21 protein-coding genes and 1 pseudogene are annotated in these 19063 nt (G+C 72.1%); 10 read left to right on the plus strand and 12 right to left on the minus strand.

Annotation, left to right across the window (positions count from 1 at the left end; genetic code table 11):
* Positions 1-198 precede the first annotated feature (198 nt).
* Positions 199-1464, plus strand: coding sequence for a hypothetical protein (locus ACZ6Y1_RS01690; RefSeq protein WP_469620889.1), 1266 nt, complete (start codon positions 199-201; stop codon positions 1462-1464).
* 30 nt (positions 1465-1494) lie between these two features.
* Here the strand turns inward: ACZ6Y1_RS01690 and ACZ6Y1_RS01695 are convergent.
* Positions 1495-1678: pseudogene (locus ACZ6Y1_RS01695) on the minus strand (ATP-binding protein); the annotation flags it as partial.
* Between the two features lie 185 nt (positions 1679-1863).
* The gene (locus ACZ6Y1_RS01700; protein WP_469620892.1) at positions 1864-2283 is read right to left on the minus strand and encodes a CBS domain-containing protein; all 420 of its coding nucleotides are present in this window, start codon (positions 2281-2283) and stop codon (positions 1864-1866) included.
* 387 nt (positions 2284-2670) lie between these two features.
* Here ACZ6Y1_RS01700 and ACZ6Y1_RS01705 point away from each other — a divergent pair, with 387 nt between their 5' ends.
* From ACZ6Y1_RS01705 to ACZ6Y1_RS01715, 3 genes are all read left to right on the plus strand, one after another.
* Entirely contained in the window at positions 2671-3315 is a 645-nt protein-coding gene (locus ACZ6Y1_RS01705) for a CBS domain-containing protein (RefSeq protein WP_469620894.1), read from the plus strand.
* A 129-nt stretch (positions 3316-3444) separates the two neighbouring features.
* On the plus strand, positions 3445-4155 hold the full coding sequence (locus tag ACZ6Y1_RS01710) for a response regulator (protein WP_469620897.1): 711 nt from the start codon (positions 3445-3447) through the stop codon (positions 4153-4155).
* A gap of 199 nt (positions 4156-4354) precedes the next feature.
* Positions 4355-5014 carry a CBS domain-containing protein gene (locus tag ACZ6Y1_RS01715; RefSeq protein ID WP_469620900.1) on the plus strand — a complete coding sequence of 220 codons (660 nt, stop codon included), beginning with the start codon at positions 4355-4357 and terminating at the stop codon, positions 5012-5014.
* A 41-nt stretch (positions 5015-5055) separates the two neighbouring features.
* On the opposite strand, the gene ACZ6Y1_RS01720 is transcribed toward ACZ6Y1_RS01715, so the two are convergent.
* Positions 5056-5388 carry a hypothetical protein gene (locus tag ACZ6Y1_RS01720; RefSeq protein ID WP_469620902.1) on the minus strand — a complete coding sequence of 111 codons (333 nt, stop codon included), beginning with the start codon at positions 5386-5388 and terminating at the stop codon, positions 5056-5058.
* Between the two features lie 176 nt (positions 5389-5564).
* On the opposite strand from ACZ6Y1_RS01720, the gene ACZ6Y1_RS01725 reads away from it, so the two are divergent.
* Complete coding sequence (locus ACZ6Y1_RS01725) at positions 5565-6056, plus strand: CBS domain-containing protein (protein WP_469620904.1); 492 nt, start codon at positions 5565-5567, stop codon at positions 6054-6056.
* 159 nt (positions 6057-6215) lie between these two features.
* Here ACZ6Y1_RS01725 and ACZ6Y1_RS01730 read toward each other — a convergent pair whose 3' ends face one another.
* The 8 genes from ACZ6Y1_RS01730 to ACZ6Y1_RS01765 form a co-directional block, all read right to left on the minus strand.
* Entirely contained in the window at positions 6216-6719 is a 504-nt protein-coding gene (locus ACZ6Y1_RS01730; protein ID WP_469620907.1) for a flavodoxin domain-containing protein, read from the minus strand.
* Positions 6716-7174 (minus strand): Hsp20/alpha crystallin family protein, encoded by a 459-nt coding sequence (locus ACZ6Y1_RS01735; protein WP_469620910.1) that lies wholly within the window; start codon positions 7172-7174, stop codon positions 6716-6718. Before ACZ6Y1_RS01735 ends, ACZ6Y1_RS01730 begins: the two co-directional genes overlap by 4 nt.
* A gap of 237 nt (positions 7175-7411) precedes the next feature.
* Positions 7412-8056 (minus strand): helix-turn-helix domain-containing protein, encoded by a 645-nt coding sequence (locus ACZ6Y1_RS01740; protein WP_469620913.1) that lies wholly within the window; start codon positions 8054-8056, stop codon positions 7412-7414.
* A 183-nt stretch (positions 8057-8239) separates the two neighbouring features.
* A complete protein-coding gene (locus ACZ6Y1_RS01745; protein ID WP_469620916.1) occupies positions 8240-9967 on the minus strand; it encodes a sensor histidine kinase in 1728 nt (575 codons plus the stop codon).
* Between the two features lie 75 nt (positions 9968-10042).
* Complete coding sequence (locus ACZ6Y1_RS01750; protein ID WP_469620919.1) at positions 10043-10321, minus strand: DUF1918 domain-containing protein; 279 nt, start codon at positions 10319-10321, stop codon at positions 10043-10045.
* Positions 10318-12897 carry a cation-translocating P-type ATPase gene (locus ACZ6Y1_RS01755; protein ID WP_469620921.1) on the minus strand — a complete coding sequence of 860 codons (2580 nt, stop codon included), beginning with the start codon at positions 12895-12897 and terminating at the stop codon, positions 10318-10320. The genes ACZ6Y1_RS01750 and ACZ6Y1_RS01755 overlap by 4 nt, the downstream gene beginning before the upstream one ends.
* Positions 12898-12904: 7 nt before the next feature.
* A complete protein-coding gene (locus ACZ6Y1_RS01760) occupies positions 12905-13768 on the minus strand; it encodes a universal stress protein (protein ID WP_469620924.1) in 864 nt (287 codons plus the stop codon).
* Positions 13765-14673: a universal stress protein gene (locus tag ACZ6Y1_RS01765; RefSeq protein ID WP_469620927.1), complete on the minus strand. Its 909-nt coding sequence runs from the start codon at positions 14671-14673 to the stop codon at positions 13765-13767. Before ACZ6Y1_RS01765 ends, ACZ6Y1_RS01760 begins: the two co-directional genes overlap by 4 nt.
* Before the next feature lie 268 nt (positions 14674-14941).
* Between ACZ6Y1_RS01765 and ACZ6Y1_RS01770 the strand changes: the two genes are divergently transcribed.
* The 5 genes from ACZ6Y1_RS01770 to ACZ6Y1_RS01790 all read left to right on the plus strand — a co-directional run bounded on the left by ACZ6Y1_RS01770 (position 14942) and on the right by ACZ6Y1_RS01790 (position 18840).
* Positions 14942-15610 (plus strand): CBS domain-containing protein, encoded by a 669-nt coding sequence (locus ACZ6Y1_RS01770; RefSeq protein WP_469620929.1) that lies wholly within the window; start codon positions 14942-14944, stop codon positions 15608-15610.
* A 37-nt stretch (positions 15611-15647) separates the two neighbouring features.
* On the plus strand, positions 15648-16517 hold the full coding sequence (locus tag ACZ6Y1_RS01775) for a universal stress protein (RefSeq protein WP_469620932.1): 870 nt from the start codon (positions 15648-15650) through the stop codon (positions 16515-16517).
* 41 nt (positions 16518-16558) lie between these two features.
* Positions 16559-17161, plus strand: a complete 603-nt coding sequence (locus tag ACZ6Y1_RS01780; RefSeq protein ID WP_469620935.1) for a CBS domain-containing protein — start codon at positions 16559-16561, stop codon at positions 17159-17161.
* Positions 17162-17173: 12 nt separating this feature from the next.
* Positions 17174-17773, plus strand: a complete 600-nt coding sequence (locus ACZ6Y1_RS01785) for a CBS domain-containing protein (protein ID WP_469620938.1) — start codon at positions 17174-17176, stop codon at positions 17771-17773.
* Positions 17774-17856: 83 nt separating this feature from the next.
* Positions 17857-18840 carry a universal stress protein gene (locus ACZ6Y1_RS01790; RefSeq protein WP_469620941.1) on the plus strand — a complete coding sequence of 328 codons (984 nt, stop codon included), beginning with the start codon at positions 17857-17859 and terminating at the stop codon, positions 18838-18840.
* Here ACZ6Y1_RS01790 and ACZ6Y1_RS01795 read toward each other — a convergent pair.
* Entirely contained in the window at positions 18771-19055 is a 285-nt protein-coding gene (locus ACZ6Y1_RS01795) for a dsRBD fold-containing protein (protein ID WP_469620944.1), read from the minus strand. The two genes, ACZ6Y1_RS01790 and ACZ6Y1_RS01795, sit on opposite strands and share 70 nt — an antisense overlap.
* Between the last annotated feature and the right edge of the window lie 8 nt (positions 19056-19063).

Here is a 19063-nt window from a genome sequence, read left to right on the forward strand (position 1 = left end):
CCGCGCGCTTCCCCGGATCGTGGGGGCCATGCGCAATACGGCCAACCTTGGTGCCGGTCGGACGCGCGTAGACCTCACCGCCGCGTCAGGATCCCCGGCAGGATCGGCCTCCGGTCACAATGGCTGAAAGTTGAACTATCTTGTGGCGTGCGCACTACGTTTGCGGCGATTGACCCTCCACGGAGAGGAAACCCCCTCATGACCGCCGCCGACAGCACGCCGAGAACGGCCCGCGTCCTCCCCGGCTACCGCCCCGACGACGCCTTCATGGCCGTGGAACTGGACCCGCCTCCGGCCGAGTACGTATGGCACGACGAGCACGCCGAGCAGCAGGAACAGCGCTACGGCCCGGGAGCGGGCTACCGCCAGTGGCTGGCAGTGGACGCGGGCGACGGCGCCGTCTGGTTCGGCGACACCGACTGGCGGGCCCCGGCCGAGGAACTCGCCGGCCGGCTCCCCGGCCCTCCCCGCCAGGTGCTCGGCGACGGCGCCGTCCCGGCCCCCGGAGTCGTGGTGCATCTGCTGGACCACCTGACCCATGACGAACTGCGCGGCTGCTCCTGGCGCTTCTTCACCGCCGAAGAGCTGCACGAACTCGCACTGCGGATACTGCCCGGTGTGCAGCGGCTCGTGGACTCGATCCACCGGGTCGGACCGGACGGCGAACTGGAGTGGTCGGCTGAGGCCGCCACCGCCTGGGACGACATCGCAGAGGCCGCGACCCGCACCTTCGACCCCTCCGGAAGGCTCGTCCCGCCCGTGCTGCGGACCACACCGACCCCGGCCTGGCGCGTAGAGGTCGGCGCGTTCCTCGCCATGAACCCCGACCTGTGCGACCCCTCGTGGGCGGTGGCCACGGACGCGGAACTCGACGCCTACGCCGACTACCGACCTGACACCGGCTACGGCGGTGTACCGGGGCGGATGTGCCGCGCCGGCGACCGCCGGATCGAAGACGGTTTCACCTTCTACGGCCACCGTGCCGCCCTGTACTCCTACCGGGCCCGGGCGTGCGGCGACCGTACGCCGACCGACGCGCGCGTCTGGCTGGAGATGACAGAGGCGGGCAGGGGCACCTGGGAGGCGGCCAAGCCGCTCGGTGCCACGCTCGCCGACGTGTCCGACTGCGTACTGGCGGCCCTGGCCGAGGGGTTCCAGAACGCCGCGCACGAGGAGGGGCTGGTCCTGACGGGCCTGGACGCCTACCTGCGGCGGCTGCGCGCCGAGGAACGCTCCGCCGTCGACCTGCAGCTCGTCCGCGAAGCCGACGAAGTCGAACGCCTCGAGAACATGCTCAAGGACTTCCGCGCCGCGCGGAACCGCACCGTGACACGGATCCTGGCCTGGTCCGACGGGCGGAGCGACGCGGAGATAGCCCGTCTGGCGTCCATGCCGGACGAGCACGTCAGCGGCTGGCGGGCCCGCCTGACCGACGAGGAGACCATCACCGGGCCCGGATCGTGAAGCCCTTGGTCAGGGGCGGGCGGGCCGTGTTCAGGCGGGCCGGGTGGGGGCTCGTAGTTCGATCCTGTATCCGCCCTGTGGGGTGGGCCCGGCGGTCAGGGTGCCGTGCAGCAGTTCGGCGCGTTCCCTCAGGCCGATGAGGCCGTGCCGGGCACTGGGCAGGGCGAAAGGACGGGCGGGTGGGGGCGGCGTTGGTGACGGTGACGCCGAAATGCTGCGTCGTGCATCTCGCGGGCCGGTCGGGCCCGTCAGCGGGCGAGAACGGTCTCGGCGTGCAGGGCGCGTTCGTGTTCGCCTGGACGCGGCCGGCGGCCCTGAGTTCGGTCCGTGCCCCGCATCCGGTCAGCGCGGACCCAGCCGTACTGGCGGACTGCCGTGCGGCCTCTCTCACGCCGGCGGTCAGGAGGCGGCGCAGATGGTCTCGACGAAGTGACCGACCTGTTCTTCCGTGAGGTGCCGGGCCAGGTCGGCTTCGCTGATCATGCCGACCAGCCGGTGGTCTTCGATGACGGGCAGTCGTCGGACGCGGTGTTCCTGCATGATCTGCAGGACCTGCCCGGTGTCCGCGTCTGCCGCGACCGTGAACGGCTTGCCCTGGGCGAGCATCCCCGCCGTCATGTGGTGGGGATCCTTGCCCTTCGCCAGACACTTCACGACGATGTCGCGATCGGTGATGATCCCGTGGAGCCGGTCGTCCGGTCCGCAGATCGGGAGGGATCCCACTCCCAGTTCACTCATCCGGCGCGCCGCGTCCATGAGCGTCTCGTCTTCCTGCACGCAGGACGCGCCTTTGTGCATGATCTCTCGTGCGGTCGTCACGGCCTCCTCCTCGCACTCGAGGGAACTGGACAGGTTTTCCGCGGGGGGAGCGGCCTGCGGCCCGCATCGCGAGCCCGTCCCGCTGCTGCCGCGAACGGCTTCGATCACGTTCGTGTCCCCACCGGTCCGTGTCTCCGATTGTCCGTCCCGTGGTCCGGCGACGCGAGCGCTGACCGGTCGCCCGTCGATCCCGCGACGGCGTCACGCATGGCGGCCGGACGGTACGCCCCCGGGGATCCGCGTCGCGAAGGGCCGATCGGACCTCCCCCCTGGCCCCACAGGCCCTGGGACGGCGCGAGCCGGAGTGCTCGAATGGAAGGGTTCGACCGGACCGCACGGTCAGGAGCGGCGGAGACACTGCCCGGACAACGGCTGAAGGAGTCGGTCATGCCCGCATCGCGCTACACCGTCAGTGACGTCATGACGCACACGGCCATCGCCATAGGCCGTGAGGCTTCGTACAAGGAGATCGTGGAACTGATGCACGAGTGGAAGGTGAGTGCGGTCCCCGTCCTGGAAGGCGAGGGCCGGGTCGTGGGGGTCGTCTCCGAGGCCGACCTCCTGCCGAAGGAAGAGTTCCGCCGCGAGCAGCCCCGCCTGCCGGACCAGCTGGAGGAAGCCTCCAAGGCCGGAGGCGTGCTCGCCGAGGAGCTGATGACGAGCCCGGCCATCACGGTCCACCCGGATGCCGGGATCGCCGAAGCGGCCCGCATCATGGCCCGGAAGCACGTCAAGCGCCTTCCTGTGGTCAACGGGGTCGGCATGCTGGAAGGCGTCGTGAGCCGCAGTGACCTGCTGAAGGTCTTCCTGCGCCCCGACGAGGAACTGGAGGAGGAGATCCGCCGGGCCGTACTGGCCGAGCTCGCACCGGGCTTCCCCCTGGACTTCGCGGTGCAGGACGGGGTCGTCACCCTCCGAGGACAGCTGCACGACCGGGCCCTCGTACCGCTGCTCGCGCGCGCCGTCAGCGCCGTCGAGGGGGTCGTGGACGTACGGATGGAACTCGACGGTGCGGTCTCGGCCACCGCGTAGGCGGCCGCGGCGCTTCCGTCGTGACGACGGCTGCTGCCCCCGAGGGGTGTCTCGCAAGCACGTATCGGTCCGGTGCTGCGACAATTCGGGTGGAAGCAGGCGCAGCGCGGTCCGGATGAGGCGGCGAACATGTCCGACGTACCAGATGGCTCCCCCGAGGTCCCGATCAAGGTGTTCCTGCTCGACGACCACGAGGTGGTCCGCAGGGGGCTGAGGGACCTCCTCGAAGCGGAGGCGGACATCACCGTCGTCGGCGAGGCGGGCACCGCGGACCAGGCCCTGGCACGCGGGCCCGCGCTGCGCCCGGACGTCGCGGTCCTCGACGTGCGCCTGCCCGACGGCGACGGCATCGCCGTCTGCCGGGAGCTGCGCTCCCGGATGCCGGACCTGGCGTGCCTGATGCTGACGTCGTTCGACGACGAGGACGCCCTGCTGGACGCGATCATGGCAGGGGCGGCCGGGTACGTGCTCAAGCAGATCAAGGGCTCCGACCTGGTGTCCGCGGTTCGTACCGTCGCCACCGGCCAGTCGATGCTCGACCCCGCGACCACCGCCCGTCTGATGCACTCGCTGCGCGATCCCGATTCGGCCCGGCTGCCCGAGGACACCCGGCTGACCACGCTCTCCGAACGGGAGCGAGCGATCCTGGAACTGATCGGGGGCGGTCTCACCAACCGCCAGATCGCCAAACAGCTCTACCTGTCCGAGAAGACCGTCAAGAACCACATCTCCCGGCTTCTGGGCAAGCTGGGAGTCGAACGCCGGGTGCAGGCGGCGGTGATCGCCGCGCAGGCCCACGAGCAGGGGCACGACGACAACACGTCATCTGCCAAGAGCTGACCGGTCACGCAGGGTGACGCTCCGCGCCGCTACTGGCCCACACACCGGGACCGTCAGGCCCCCGCACGGGCCCGTTCGTCCCTCCCCCGACACCCGATCCGGCGGATGGTGGTTTCGCGGACCCGTGGGCCTCGGTCGGCGGCCCCCCTGCTCGCTTCCGGATCGCCGGAACCAGGCAACGAAGGGAAGGAGAATCACGGTGAGGCACAGGGAAGTGGGCGAGCTGATGACCCACGAGGTCGTCACGGTCCCCGGGCACGCGGCGTTCAAGGACATCGTGCGCACGCTCGGCGAGCACAAGGTCTCCGCGGTGGCGGTGACCGACGCCGCCGGCCGTCCGATCGGCGTGATTTCCGAGGGCGACCTCCTGCCGAAGTCCGCCGACCAGGGAGGCTGGTTCCACTCGCTGCCGCGCCCCGAACCGTGGGAGAGCGACAAGGCCGCCGGTACGACGGCGGAGCAGCTGATGTCGGCGCCGGCCGTGTGCGCCCGGGCCGACTGGACGGTGGCGGAGGCCGCCCGGCTCATGGAGAGCCAGCGGGTGAAGCGACTGCTCGTCGTCGACGACGCCGACGTCCTCGTGGGCATCGTCACCCGCGGCGACCTGCTGCGGATCTTCCTCCGCGACGACGACACCATCCGCCACGAGATCACCGGCGACGTCCTCGACCGGACCCTCCGCCTGGACCCCTCGGCCGTCTCCGTCAGCGTCGAGAACGGCCAGGTGACGCTCCACGGTGTGGTGCGCTTCAAGAGCCTCATTCCCGTCGTGGAACGGCTGTGCCGTACGGTCGACGGCGTCGTCGGGGTCACGGAGCGGCTCTCCTGGGAGACGGACGACGTCGACGCACACCACTGAGCCGACCCGTCACTCCTGACCGGCCGGCTCACGGCGTCCGCTCATCCGGCGGCCCACGTCGGCGTACCGTCCGTCCTCCGCGGCGCCGAAGGGACGATCGGCCAGGGGGTGAAGGCGGCCGAACCGCCGGCGCGGACGGCGTCCACCGCGCTCTGGTGCACCGAGCGGCCGGCTTCGGGCGATGCGCAGGGTACGGGGCTGCCGGCGAGGGCGTGCCACTCGGCCTCGCCCACGTACTGGACGGCGACGTGCGCCTGCTCCGGCTCCCACGTGGTGCGCACCGTCAGTTCCCCGGTGAGGGTTCCGTCTGTACCGGTGAGCACCCCGCCGGGTCCCGTGAAGACCCCCGTGGTGGTCCAGGTCGTGATTGCCATCTCAGATCACCTCGGTGACAGGAGTGCGGGTCGGTATCTGCTCGCCATGGTGCCCGGCCCGGGCGGCGCCGCCCAGGGCCATGCGGTCCCGCCCTGCGGGTCCGCATGGCCCTGGCCCGGTCCGCTGCCCGGGCCTACGGTGAGCACCAGGGGACCCGGCCGGAAGGAGCTGGACGATGAACGTGTCGGCATGCATGTCCGCGCCCGCGGTGTCCGTCACCTCCACGACGGTCATCGGAGAGGCGGCCCGGCTGATGGGCGTCCACGGCGTCGGCTGCCTGGCCGTGACGGAGGGCGGAGTCCTGTGCGGCATCGTCACGGACCGCGACATCGCCGTGCGTGCGGTGGCCTCCGGGCTCGACCGCGACGATCCGGTGCGGGAGGTCATGACCACCCCCGCCGTCACCGTCGGCGTCCGCGACGACATCCACACCGCGTACCGGACGTTGCGCAACAGCGGGGTCAGGCGCCTTCCCGTCCTCGACGGACAGCGCGTGGTGGGCATGCTGACGGTGGACGACCTGCTGATGGACGTCTTCCGGCGGGTGGCGGACCTGCTCGGCCCGGTCGCCTGGAGCGTCCTGGAGGAACCTCCGGGCCCCGGGGACGAGATCGGCCCGCGCGCACAGGCGGGCGGAAAGAGTCCGACCGCTTCTCGCGGATCCTGATTGCGCGGTGAACGGCCGCCGGCCGCTTCTCCGCATCCTCACGGGACTCTTTCCGTCACCTTCATCACAGCACGGCCCCGTGTGGCACGACAGGGCCGAACGGTCCCTTTCGAGTCCCGGACGGCCCTCGCACTCCCCCCGGCTGCGTGACCCGGCCGCTCAGGCGGCCGTGGCGAGTTCGCTGCTGATGTGGTGGGCCCAGGTCTGGATCCGCTCGGGGTTGCGGAAGTCGCCGCCCTTGCCGTGCCGGACCAGTGCCTTGGCGATGATTCCCGGTGTGTACGCGGTGATGCTGCCTCCGAAGGTGACGTGTTCGCGGGCGCCGAGCCGTTCCATCTGCTTGGCCACGGCCGGCACCGGCGGGATCTCGCGCTGCTCCGCGGAGCTGTCGACCGGACCGCTGCTGAACAGCCACACCGGCCGGTCCTTGAGGTGACGCTCGTTGCGTTCGGCGCAGTGCAGGGCCTTGCCGCTCCAGCGGCCGGCGTAGAGGGACCCGCCGAGGACGACCGCGTCGAAGCCCCGGACGTCGTCCACGTCGGCCGCCGGGAGCACCACGGCGTCAAGGCCGTCCTCGCGGAGGGTCCTGCCGATCTCCGAGGCGATCCCGGCGGTCGCGCCGTGCCTGCTGCCGTATGCGACGAGCACCCTCTTGGGGGTCATGACTGCTCACCTGTCTGCTGGTCCTGGGGACGCCTGACGGGAATACTGCGCCGGCGTGCGGGAGGCTCGGGCTCCAGGGGGACGCGGACGGTGAGGATGCCGTCCGCGTACGAGGCCTCGACTCCTTCGGGGGGAACCTGGCCGGGCAGGCGGACGCTGCGGCGGAAGGATCCGTAACGGAACTCCGAGTGGTCCTTGGCCTCGGTGCTCTCGGTGTGCTCGGCGCTGACGGTGAGGGTGTCGCCGTCGACGGTGATCTCGACGTCCTTCTCGGGGTCCAGCCCGGGCATTTCGGCACGGAGCGTGTACGCGTCGTCGGTGCGGGTCACCTCGATCGGGATGGGGTGGATGTCGAGGGCCGGCCGCCACATCGGGAAGCGCGGGAAGTCGGCTCCGAACCATTCGGTGAGGTCGGGGAAGAGGCTGCGCCTCCGCTCCATCTGCTTGCCTGCCATGGGGTGCTCCTGAATCTCCGGCGCCGCGCCATGGGCGCCTTCGTGCGGTTCCTGTCACCACTGTCCGCCTGCCGGCCCACGGTCCGCTTGGGCCTGTCGGGGCAGCTACGGGACCGTTCGGCCCCGGCCGCGGGCCGCAGGACCGGTCCGCCCTGCTCGGTCACCGCCGCGGGCTCCGCTTCGAGGCCGCCTCGACGCCCTGCCGCAAGAGGCCTCGGCGACGCTGTACCGCCCGTGTCACGGCCGGAACTCCACCCGCCGGCCCGTGAGCCGGCGGGGAGCGAGCTTCATCCAGTGGGTGCGCTCTCCACCCGCCCAGGGCGTGGCGTGTGCGGCATCGGCCAGGCGCTCCAGCTCCTCGGGGCGAGGGGCCGCCCCGAGCACCCCCACGGCCAGTACGCTCCATCCCTTCGCCGCAACCTCGTCGATCCGCTCCACCTCGAAGGCGGCTTCGGTGCCGGCGGCCCGTGCCGGAAGGGAGTCGGCTCCGGTCCGGAAGACGATGTCGCCGTCGGCAATCAGGTAGTTCACGGGGTGGACGGCGGGGCCGTCCGCGGTGAAGACGGCGATACGTCCGATCCCGCGGTTACCGAGCAGCCGTCGGCACTCTTCCTCGTCCAGAACGACCGGCCGGGCGTCGGTCCGGGGTGTCCTGGCCGGTCGCCCGGGGTCGTGAGCGCCGGGGCCGGCGGCCAGGGCGTCGACGGTGGTGCCGAGCGCCTCCGCGAGGCGGACGAGCGTTCCGATGGCCGGGAGGGCTGCCCGGTCCTCCAGGGAGGCGATGTAGTGCGCGTCGGCTCCGCAGCGCTCCCCCAGCTCCTCGCGGCTGATTCCGGCCGCGATTCGACGGGCGGCGAGCCGCCGCCCCAGGTCGGTGGTCATGGTGCCAGGCCTCCTCAAGCGGCCGGCTCGCCGCGTCACGCCGCGTCCTGCGGGAAGGGGCGGTTCACTCTTCCCGCTATCGCCAGCCTGAGCCACGGCCGGGTCGCCGCGCATGGGCCGGTCGGTCCCCTCCGCGTGCCGGAGCCGTCCCCCGCGGTGCGCTGCTGGGTGCGGATCGTGTGGTCACAGCGTCGGCGGGACCAGGGGCACCTCCCACTCCAGGCGGGTGCCGCGCGCCCCGTCGCTCCGCGCCGCAACCTCCATGCGGCCGCCGAGCTTCTCCGCTCGTTCGGCGAGGTTGCGCAGTCCGCTGCGCCGGCCGCCCTCGCGCAAGCCGACGCCCGCGTCGGTCACCGTGAGGGTCAGCACCCCGTCGCCCGCGACGACGGAGACCTCCGCATGCGTCGCCCGGGCGTGTCGGGCGACGTTGCTGAGGGCTTCACCGAGGACGGCGAGCGCCTCGTCGGCGACGGCCGGTGGTACGTCGGTGTCGATCAGCCCTTCCATGCGCAGCGCGGGGGCGAAGCCGAGGCCGGGCGAAGCGTCGTCCAGGATCTGCACGACGCGGGAGCGCAGCTTCGAGCCCGTCCCGGCGTCGTGCTCGCGGAGCCCGAAGATCGTGGAGCGGATGATCTTGATGGTGGCGTCGAGGTCGTCGACGGCGCGGGCGAGCCGTTCGGAGGCCTCGGGATGGTCGACGAAGCGCTGGGCGCTCTGGAGGGTCATGCCGGTGGCGAAGAGGCGCTGGATGGCGAGGTCGTGGAGGTCGCGGGCGATGCGGTCGTGGTCCTCGAGCATGCTCATCTGCTCGGCGTCGCGGCGCCGGTCGGCGAGCTCCAGGGCGAGGGCCGCCTGTCCGGCGAATCCCGGCAGGGCGGCGATCTCCACCGGGGCGAACACCGGCCGGCCGTGCCGCCGGGCCAGCATCAGGACCCCGCTCAGCCGCTCCTTGGTGCCGACGGTGACGGCGACGGCCGGACCGAAGCCGGTCCATCGTTCCGGCTCCACGGTGACCCGTGGGTCGCGCTCGACGTCGGTGACGGTGACGAGGCCGTCCTGGGCCAGGGCGGCTTCGGCCAGGGTGCCCGCCGCGCTGGGCAGGACGATCCCGCGGTGTGCGGCGGCGCCGTCCCCGAGGGCGATGGAGCCGCGCAGCTCACCGGTGGGACCGACGAGGTAGAAGACGCCCATGTCGGCGCTGGTGATGTCCTTGGCCCGTTCGAGCATCCCTTCGAGTACCTCGTCCTCGGGAGTGCCGGAGAGCAGGGCGCTGGTGATCTCGGAGCTGGCCGAGAGCCAGCGTTCGCGCAGTCGGACCTCCTCGAAGAGGCGGGCGTTCTCGATGGCGATGCCGGCGGCGACGGCGAGGGTGGAGAGGACCGCCTCGTCCTCGGCGTCGAAGTCGGTGCCACCGCGCTTCTCGGTGAGGTAGAGGTTGCCGAAGACCTCCTCCCGGACCCGGATGGGCACACCGAGAAAGGAATGCATCGGAGGGTGGTGCGCGGGAAATCCGTACGAGGCCTCGTGCTCCGACAGTTCGGACAGGCGCAGGGGCTCGGGGTGACGGATCAGCTCGCCGAGGATGCCGTGGCCGGAGGGCAGGTCGCCGATCTGCGCGCGGAGTTCGTCACTGATGCCGACGGGCAGGAACTGGGCGAGCTTCTTGTCATCGCCGATCACGCCGAGCGCCCCGTACTCCGCGTCCACGAGCACCACGGCGGCTTCGACGATGCCGTGCAGCACCTGGGGCAGGTCCAGCTCGCGCCCCACCGACATGACGGCCTCGAGGAGACCGTCCAGCCGGTCCCGGGTGCCCCTGACCTCGTCGATGCGCACCTGGAGTTCATCGAGCAGCTCGTCCAGCCGCAACCGGGGCACACGCGGTCGGGCAGGCCCGTCGCCTGCGCTCATGTCCCACCTCCGGCCGACGGCAACGGTGAGAGGACCACGGGTCCACCTTAGCCCCGGCCGGAGGGGCGTTCCTGCTCAGCCACGAGCCTTTTCTGCTCCCCGGGTGCTTCCCTCCGCGACGTCGCCCGCCCTTTCGTGCAGATGCCGGACGTGGGCGTCCGGGCCGGGGAAGAACACCGTCGTACGGCCCGTGTCGGACCAGCGCACGTCATAGGGAGGGGTGCCGTCGGCGTGATGCAGGGCGGTGACCTCCCCGTCCCGGCCGGGCTGGCCCACGGTGGGCCCGCCGACGACGATCTGGTCGCCGACCTCGGCGTGGAGTCCGGGTCCGTGCCCGGGTTCATGGACGTTCATGGCCTTGCCTTTCTACGGAATGCGCCCCGCAGGAGCCGGGCGGCTGCGAAGGCGGACGCCGCGGCGGCCGCTGCGAGCCACATGCCGGTCCAGCCGACGGGCTCGGTGTCCAGCAGCGACCGCAGCGCGGGGACGTGCAGGGCGGCCACCGCCAGGACGGCGGATCCGGCCACGGAGGCGGGCAGGAAGAGGTTTTCCCTGGTCATCAGACGGGCGCGCAGACCGAGGGCCACGCCGAGCTGCGCTGCGAGCAGGGCGAGGAAGAGCACGCTCTGCCAGGGCAGGCCGCCGGTGCGGGCGGCGAGGCCGGCCAGCAGACTGACTGCCGTGACGGCGGACGCCAGGACGAGGAGGCGCTGCCACACACCCGCGGCGAGGATGTGCTGGCCCGGTGGACGGGGAGGGCGCCGCATGGCCTCGGGAGCGAGCGGCTCGGCGCCCATGGCCACGCCGGTGAGGCCGTGGGTGAGGAGGTTGATCCACAGGATCTGTCCGGCGCGCAGCGGCAGGGCCAGGCCGAGCAGCGGGCCGAGCAGCATCACGAGGATTTCGGCGGCGCCGCCGGCCATGGCGTAGACGAGGAAGCGGCGGATGTTGTCGTAGACGCGGCGTCCCTCCTCGACGGCCTTGACCACGGTGGCGAGTTCGTCGTCGGTGAGGACGAGGTCGGCGGCCTGGCGTGCCACTTCCGTGCCGCGGGCACCCATGGCGACGCCGATGTCGGCCTGGCGCAGGGCGGGGCCGTCGTTGACTCCGTCGCCGGTCATGGCGGTGACGGCGCCGTGGGCCCGCCAGGCGTGGACGATGTCCAGCTTCTGTTGCGGATCGGTACGGGCGAAGACCCGGACGCCGGTGAGGTCGGTGTCCGGTGCGGCCGCCAGCTCGGGGCCGGTGAGGACCTCACCGGGTTCCCCGTCCCGGACGAGTCCGGTGCGCTCGGCGATCGCGCGCGCCGTGGCGGGGTGGTCGCCGGTGATCATGACGGCGGTGATGCCGGCTTCCCGGCAGGCCGCCAGGGTCGAGGCAGCGGCGGCTTTCGGCGGGTCACTGACGGCGATCAGGCCGAGCAGCAGCAGCTCCTTCTCCGCCTCGACGGCGGGCTTGTCCCACAGGAGCCGTTCCGCGCCCGCCACCGCCAGCACCCGGAACCCGCGGGCGGCCAGTGAGGCCGCCTCCTCCCGGGCCCGGTCCAGCAGCTCGGCCGGATCGGCGAGCACCAGGGGTGTGAGGACGGCCTCGGGCGCCCCTTTGAGGCAGACCAGTACGTTTCCGTCGGGCAGGTGGTGCAGGGTGGTCATCCGCTTGCGGAGGCTGTCGAAGGGCACCTCCGCGATCCTCGGACAGGCCTGGCGCAGCTCGGCCGGGCCGGGACAAGCCGCTTTGGCGGCGGCTGCCAGGAGGGCGGCCTCCATCGGGTCGCCGACGGCGCTCCACGCGTCCGAAGCGGGGCCGGGCGGCTTGAGGCTGGCGTCGTTGCACAGGGCCGCCGTGGTGAGGAGTTCCTGCAGCGGGCGGAGCTCTTCGGGCGTCAGCGCGTGTCCCGCGCATGTCAGCTCCCCGTGCGGCTCGTAGCCGCTGCCCGATACGGCGGCGTCGCCGGAGGGCGTCCACAGGTGTTGGACGACCATGCGGCCCTCGGTGAGGGTGCCGGTCTTGTCGGTGGCCAGCACGCTCACCGAGCCCAGCGTTTCGACGGCCGGCAGGCGACGGACCAGCGCGCCCCGCGCCGCCATCCGGCGGGCCCCGAGGGCGAGGGCGAGCGTGACCACGGCCGGCAGGGACTCGGGCACCGCGGCGACGGCCAGGCTGATGGCCGTGACGGCCATGGTGCCGGGCGCCAGGTCCCGCAGCAGGCCCAGGAGGAAGACCAGTGCGCACAGGGCGATGGTGGCGGCGGCGAGGACGCGCCCCAGTGAGGCGAGCCGCCGCTGGAGCGGGGTCGGCTCGTGGCCGCCGTCCAGCAGCGCGGCGATGCGGCCGAGGGCACTCGCCGGCCCGGTCGCCGTGGCGGTGGCGGTCCCGCGACCGCGTACGACGACGGTTCCGGCGGACACGGTCTCCCCCGCGGCCTTGTCGACCGGTTCCGATTCGCCGGTGAGCATGGATTCGTCCATCAGGAGCGCGGACGCCTCTCCGAGGTCCGCGTCCGCGGCGACGATGTCCCCCTCTCCCAGCAGCAGGGTGTCCCCCGGGACCACGAGCGCGGCGGGCACCTCGTGCGCGGCTCCGTCGCGTACGACGCGGGCGTGGGGGGCGGAGAGCGCGGAGAGCGCCGCGACGGCCCGGTCGGCCCGGACCTCCTGGGCGACCCCCACGGTGGTGTTGACGACGATCACCAGTCCGATGACGACGGCGTCCGGGTGATCGCCGATGGCGATGGTGAGCAGGGCGGCCCCGAGGAGCACCACGATCAGCGGGTCCCGCAGCTGGGCGAGCACCCGCTGGTACAGCGGCGTCGGCGGGGGCGGTGCCACCTCGTTGCGACCGTGGCGGGCCAGTCGGCGTTCGGCTTCGTCCTGTGCCAGTCCCGGTGGATCCACCCGGACGGACTGTGCGGTGGTGACGGGGCCGGTCATGTCGGCCTCATCGCTCCGGGACGGTGATCACCGGGCAGTGGGCGCGGTGCAGCAGGCCGTGCACGGTGGAACCGAGACGCATGCCGGTGTACCCGCCGCGGCCCCGGCGGCCCACGACGACGGCCAGGGCGTGCTCGGCCGCGCGGGCCAGTTCCTCCACCGGGTGGCCGACCGGCACCTCGTGGGTGAGGCGCACGTCCGGGTACTTCTCCGACAGCCCGGCGGTGGCCTCGGCCAGCAGGGCCTTCTGCGCCTGAAGGGCGACCTCCTCGTCGTGGAGCAGGAAGACCGGCGGCTGCCACACGGAGATGGCCCGGACAGCGGCACCGTGCACATCGGCCGCGTCGAGGGCGTACTGGAGCGCGGTGACCGAGGCGGCGCTGCCGTCGACGCCGGCGACGACGTACGGCGGCTGCTGGGTGACGTGCGGGGCGTCGCCCACGACGACGACCGGGCAGCGGGCCTGCGCGGTCACCGGGACCACGAGCGACCCGGCACTGAACACTTCCGCGATGCGGCCGAGGTGCCTCGACCCGAGCACGACCATGCGGACGTTGCGTGCCGATTCGGCGATGGCCTCGGTAGGGAAACCCGCGCGCAGATCGGTCGTCACGGCCAGCTCGGGATGGCGTTCACGGACCCAGTCGCGGGCCTGGTCGAGTCTCTCGGCGCCTGCCTGTCGCAGGGCCGTCTGCCGCGGGGTGTCGTCGACGTGGTGGGCGTCGTGCTGGAACGGGACGGCGAGCACCAGGCGCACCGGGAGACGGCGCAGGTGGGCTTCGTCCGCGGCCCAGGCCAGGGGGAGGTGCCAGTCCCGTTCGGGGTCGATGCCCACCAGGACGTCGGGGGTGCCTTTCCACTGGCCGGTCATGTCCGGCTCCCGAAGTCCGTTCCGCCCCGGGGGATGAGCAGCACGGGGCAGTGGGCGTGGTGCAGCACGCTGTGCGTGGCGCGGCCCAGGTTGCGGCCGAGTCCGAGCGCGTTGGGTGCCCTGCGCCCACCCATGACGAGCAGATCGGCGTGCCGGGACGCCTCGACGAGAACGCCCGCCACGGAGACGCTCTTCTCCGCGTCGCTCTCGAGCGGCACATCGGGGAACTCCGCGTGGACGGTGTCCGTGACCGCCTCCAGGACCGCCGAGTGCTCCCCGGCGATCCTGTCGACGTCGTCGAGCATGCTCACCACGCTGCCGACGGACTGGAGGATGTTCCACACGTGCAGCAGGCGCAGCGAGGCCTTGCGCAGCTCAGCCTCCCGTGCGGCGTACTGGGCGCACACGAGGTCGTGCTCGTCGCGAACGGCTGCGAGGACGGTGCCCCGTTCCTCCGTGCCGTCGATGCCGCGGACCACGATGACGGGGGTCCGCGCTTCGGCTGCCGTATCGAGGCCGACGGAGCCCAGCATGAGCGAGTTGAAGCCGCCCAGACCGCGGTTGCCCACCACGATCGTGCCGTGCAGGCCGCCGGCGCGGTGCAGGCTGGTGACGGCGTCCGCGCGGCTGAACTCGGTGGTCACGCGCAGACCGGGATACTCGTCAGCCAGGGCCTTGGCCGTGTCGTCCAGGAGGTCACGGCCGGCGGCACGGACCCTTTCGATGGTCTCCGCCGCCACGTACAGGGCCCTGCCGTCCGTGTCGGCACCGTGGACGATGTGCAGGGGACGGTTGCGGCGTACAGCTTCCCCGGCGGCCCACAGGGCAGCACGGCGTGCCGACTCCGAGCCGTCCACACCGACGATGACCGAGCTGGTGTCCGGGGTACGGATGGTGCTTTCCACGGGTTACTCCCGACCGAGAAGCCGATGGGGGACACCACCCACGCTGACACCGGCGGTCCCGCCGGGAGGAGGGCCGCACGGGGACCGCTCCCGGGACCAAAGGTCCCCATCGTGGCGGCCGGCCCGTACCGCCGCAGCCGAGTGGCCCTTACGGCCCCGGGACGGGACCGTTCGGCCCTCGCTTCCCCCTCGTCCCCGGCGGAGGGTGAAAGGCAGCTGGACACAGGGCTTCGGCCTCCCAACGAACCCGGACGGCAGGAGGGGCCTCATGAAGCACATCAAGGTTGCCGACCTGATGACCGACGAGGTCGTCTCGGTGGCTCCCGGCACCCCGTTCAAGGACATCGCGAAGCTCCTCGCCCAGTACGACGTCTCCGGAGTACCCGTCCTGGACGACGAGGACCGCGTCGTGGGGGTCGTTTCCCAAACCGATCTGCTGGCCTGCGCGGCCCCGCTCTCCGGCCCGGGCCCGCAAGAGAGCGGTACACCGGCGCCGCCTCCCGCAGCGGGTACCCTCATGTCCGCGCCCGCCATCACCGTGCGTGCCGAGCAGACCGCGGCCGACGCCGCCCGGCTGATGACCCTGCGCGGCATCGAGCGCCTGCCCGTCGTGGACGTGGAGGACCGGCTCGTCGGCATCGTCACCCGCCGGGACCTGCTGCGCCTCTTCGTGCGCCCTGATGCGGAGATCCGGCGACGCGTGCAGGAGGTCCTCCGGGACGTCGTGGGAGTCCCGGTGGGCGACGTCGAGGTGCATGTGGTGGACGGCATCGTCGCCCTGGAGGGCATCGTCCAGCGCCAGAGCCAGCTGCGCGCCCTGCATGCCCTCGTCGAACGGGTCGACGGAGTCGTGGCCGTTGCCTCGCAGGTCACCGCCCGTACCGACGACACAGCGATCACCGGGGCCGGGACCGCTCGTCACGCGATGCCGTGGTGACACCACGCCACGCCGCCGCACAAGGGAGCTGGTCATCGTGAAGAACCATGTAGCCGTCGGGGTCGACGGATCAGCCGAGGGCCGGGCCGCCGCCCGCTGGGCGGCGCAGGAAGCAGTCCTGCGGCAGGTACCGCTGCGGCTCGTCCACGCCGTCGACTGGCCACTGGACCCGGTCCTCCCCGGCCTGGGCAAGCAGGATGTGGACATCTGGGCGGACCGGGCCCTGACCGAAACGGCGCAGGAACTGCACCGCCGTCATCCGGGCCTGGAGACCACGAGCCGCTGCCCCACGGGACGGCCGGCGGCCGCCCTCGCCGCCGAGGCCGCCGACGCCGCACTGCTGGTCCTGGGCTCACGCGGCCTGGGCGGCCTGGTCGGCTTCCTCATCGGCTCGGTGGCGCTGTCCACCGTGGTCGCCACCGACACCCCGGTCGTCCTGGTCCGCGTCGCCGACGACCCTCACGGCCCCGGCACCGGCACCGCCGCCGAGGTGGTCGTCGGGGTCGACATCCACGAGGCCGGCGACCGGGTGCTCGCGTTCGCCTTCGAGGAGGCGGAACGACGCGGATGCCCGCTGCGAGCCGTACACGGCTGGAAGATGCCACCCGCGTACGCGTACGTCCCCTTCTTCGACCCGGACAACGAGCGGGACATCGGGCGGAGCGTCATACACATGGTCGACGACATGCTGCTGCCCTGGCGGCACAAGTTCCCGGAGGTCCGGGTCACCACCAGCGTGTTCACGGGAGCCGCAGGTGAGCGGCTCGTCCAGGCCTCCCGGGGAGCGGGACTGGTCGTGGTCGGCCGGCGCCTCCGCCGCTCGGCGCTCGGCGTACACCTCGGGCCCGTCGCTCAGGCGGTGCTGCACCACGCGGCAGCGCCCGTGGCCGTCATCGCCCACGCCTGAGGAGTCGGGACCTTCCGCGGACCGACCGCAGAGGAGAGGCCATGAACCACCTGCGCACCGTCGACGACGTCATGGTCCAGGCCGTGATCTCCGTCGGCCACGACACCGCGTTCAAGGACATCGTGGAAACGATGCGGATGTGGAACGTCAGCGCCCTCCCCGTGGTGGCCCACGACGGACGGGTGACCGGTGTCGTCTCGGAAGCCGACCTGCTCCTGAGCGGCAGCGGCACCGATCCCGACCGCGCGACGACCGCGGAGCGGCTGATGACGCGTCCGGCCGTGACGGTGACGAAGGACGCCACGATCCCGGCCGCGGCACGTCTGATGGCACGCCGCCACCTCAAGCGCCTGCCCGTGGTGGACGGAGACGGCCGCCTGATCGGCGTCGTCAGCCGCGGCGACCTGCTGAAGGTGTATCTCCGGCCCGACGCCGACATCGGAGCCGAAGTCCGTGAACTGATCACATACCAGCTCGTCCCACGCGGCTCGGCCGGGATACACGTCCACGTCGCGAGCGGCGTCGTCCATCTGACCGGCTCGCTGACGGATCCCACGCTGGAGGACGCGGTGGTGCGCGCCGTCGGCACCGTAGCGGGAGTCGTCGACGTCGAAGCCGACTTCACGGTCCCCGCAGCTGCCTGAGGGAAGGCCCTCATGAGGCACCGCAGCGTCGCAGAACTGATGACGCCCACTGCCATAACTGTCCGCCCCTCCACGGCGTTCAAGGAAGTCGCCCGGCTCCTGCGGGAGTTCGACATCACCGCCGTGCCCGTCGTCGACGGGACCGGGCGCCCCGTCGGCGTCGTGTCCGAAGCCGATCTCCTGCGCCGCCGCACCGCGGGGGCGCCGCCGACCGCCGGGGACCTCATGACGAGCCCCGCCGTCACGGCCCGCCCCGACTGGAGCGTGGTCCGTGCGGCACGGGTGATGCAGCGGCACGGAGTCAAACGCCTGCCGGTCGTCGACGAGGACGGCCGGGTGAGCGGCGTACTCAGCCGGAGCGATCTGATCGGGCTCTTCCTCCGCCACGACCACTCCATCCAGGAGGAGATCGTGGAGGACGTCCTCACCCGGACCCTGGGCATCGCTCCGTCCTCGATCTCCGTCGCGGTGGACGACGGGCTGGTGACACTCAGCGGCACGGCGTCCCGTCCCGAGCTCCTGCCCGTGATCGTCCGGCTCTGCCGAAGCGTCGACGGCGTCGTGGACGTCGACAACAGACTCGTCCGTGCCCCCGCGACCGCTGACCGCTGACCGCTGAAAGGGGGTCGGCCCACCGGGGCCTCCGCAAGCGCCAGAACCCGTGAGCAGTCTCTCCCGTCCGAGGAAGGAAGACCATGCCGAACAAGGTCACCGTGGGCCTGGACGGATCGGCCGCAGACATCACCGCCGCCGACTGGGCGGCCGAGGAAGCCGAACTGCGCGGCGCCGGACTCGATCTCCTCCACGCAGAGGACTGGCCGGAGTACGCCCCCTTCGCCGCACCACTCCCCGAAGCCCGTAGACGCTGGACCGACGACCTCCTCGCCGGCACCCGGCAACGACTGGAAGGTGCGCACCCCGCCCTGGCCGTCCACACCCGCCGCATCGACGGGCGCGCCGTGTCCGACGCCCTGGCGGCAGCCGCAGCGGAGGCGGACATCCTCGTGCTCGGCTCACGCCGGTTGGGCGCGGTCGCCGGGTTCTTCCTCGGTTCCACCGGCGCCGACACCATTCCCCGGACGGAGACTCCCGTCGTCCTCGTCCGCGCCGCCGCGGATCCCGGCAGTACAGCCGGGCACGAGGGAGAGGACGGACCGGTGGTCCTCGCTGTGGACCTTCGCAGCAACTGCGACCGTCTGTTCGCCTTCGCCAGCGAGGAAGCCCACCGGCGGTCCTGCCCGCTCGTCGTCATCCACGGCTGGTCACCGCCGCCCGTGCTCTCCTATGCGCCCACTCTCGATCCGGGCGTCGAGGGGGAGATCGCCGACTGGCTGCAGGCGACACTCCTGGAACGGCTGACTCCCTGGCAGCTGAAGTACCCCCGGCTCGCAGTCGACGCACGCGCCGTCATCGGCCAGTCGGCCGTCCAGATCCTGGAGGCGGCGTCCGGTGCGGCCCTCGTCGTCGTGGGCCGGCGTATCCGCCGCTCGGGCCTCGGCACTCACATCGGCCCCATCACCCACGCGGTGATACACCATGCCGCCTCCCCGGTCGCCGTCGTCGCACACGACAGAGGACACACACCGCGACGTGGCCGTCCTCCCCCGCTTCAGTCCGATGCGGTGGCCCGAGGTGTTCCCCCTCGCGGGCGGGCCTGGGCGTCCTCCATGTCACCGTAGGCGAGGAGCTTCAGCTGCGCGCCGAGGTCTTCCATGGCCCGGGCCGCGGCGAGCTCGTCACCGATCTCCGGAACATCCGCGTCGGTCGGGTTGCAGCGGGCGGTGCCGTGACCGGTGAGCTTCGTGGTGCCGGTGTCCAGTTCGATGCGGACGTCGGTCGTGCGGTCCTCCTCGAACAGGTAGATGTGGGTCTTCCATTCCGTGACGTGCGACATGGTGTTCC

The sequence above is a fragment of the Streptomyces sp. NPDC053432 genome (genome assembly GCF_055585365.1).

Excerpts from the sequence above, each read along its gene's own strand:
- ACZ6Y1_RS01690 (WP_469620889.1), top strand. The coding sequence starts at position 199 with ATGACCGCCGCCGACAGCACGCCGAGAACGGCCCGCGTCCTCCCCGGC.
- ACZ6Y1_RS01785 (WP_469620938.1), top strand. The coding sequence starts at position 17,174 with ATGAGGCACCGCAGCGTCGCAGAACTGATGACGCCCACTGCCATAACT.
- ACZ6Y1_RS01770 (WP_469620929.1), top strand. The coding sequence starts at position 14,942 with ATGAAGCACATCAAGGTTGCCGACCTGATGACCGACGAGGTCGTCTCG.
- ACZ6Y1_RS01790 (WP_469620941.1), top strand. The coding sequence starts at position 17,857 with ATGCCGAACAAGGTCACCGTGGGCCTGGACGGATCGGCCGCAGACATC.
- ACZ6Y1_RS01720 (WP_469620902.1), bottom strand. The coding sequence starts at position 5,388 with ATGGCAATCACGACCTGGACCACCACGGGGGTCTTCACGGGACCCGGC.
- ACZ6Y1_RS01705 (WP_469620894.1), top strand. The coding sequence starts at position 2,671 with ATGCCCGCATCGCGCTACACCGTCAGTGACGTCATGACGCACACGGCC.
- ACZ6Y1_RS01780 (WP_469620935.1), top strand. The coding sequence starts at position 16,559 with ATGAACCACCTGCGCACCGTCGACGACGTCATGGTCCAGGCCGTGATC.
- ACZ6Y1_RS01730 (WP_469620907.1), bottom strand. The coding sequence starts at position 6,719 with ATGACCCCCAAGAGGGTGCTCGTCGCATACGGCAGCAGGCACGGCGCG.
- ACZ6Y1_RS01760 (WP_469620924.1), bottom strand. The coding sequence starts at position 13,768 with ATGACCGGCCAGTGGAAAGGCACCCCCGACGTCCTGGTGGGCATCGAC.
- ACZ6Y1_RS01735 (WP_469620910.1), bottom strand. The coding sequence starts at position 7,174 with ATGGCAGGCAAGCAGATGGAGCGGAGGCGCAGCCTCTTCCCCGACCTC.
- ACZ6Y1_RS01740 (WP_469620913.1), bottom strand. The coding sequence starts at position 8,056 with ATGACCACCGACCTGGGGCGGCGGCTCGCCGCCCGTCGAATCGCGGCC.
- ACZ6Y1_RS01755 (WP_469620921.1), bottom strand. The coding sequence starts at position 12,897 with ATGACCGGCCCCGTCACCACCGCACAGTCCGTCCGGGTGGATCCACCG.
- ACZ6Y1_RS01795 (WP_469620944.1), bottom strand. The coding sequence starts at position 19,055 with ATGTCGCACGTCACGGAATGGAAGACCCACATCTACCTGTTCGAGGAG.
- ACZ6Y1_RS01725 (WP_469620904.1), top strand. The coding sequence starts at position 5,565 with ATGAACGTGTCGGCATGCATGTCCGCGCCCGCGGTGTCCGTCACCTCC.
- ACZ6Y1_RS01710 (WP_469620897.1), top strand. The coding sequence starts at position 3,445 with ATGTCCGACGTACCAGATGGCTCCCCCGAGGTCCCGATCAAGGTGTTC.
- ACZ6Y1_RS01745 (WP_469620916.1), bottom strand. The coding sequence starts at position 9,967 with ATGAGCGCAGGCGACGGGCCTGCCCGACCGCGTGTGCCCCGGTTGCGG.
- ACZ6Y1_RS01750 (WP_469620919.1), bottom strand. The coding sequence starts at position 10,321 with ATGAACGTCCATGAACCCGGGCACGGACCCGGACTCCACGCCGAGGTC.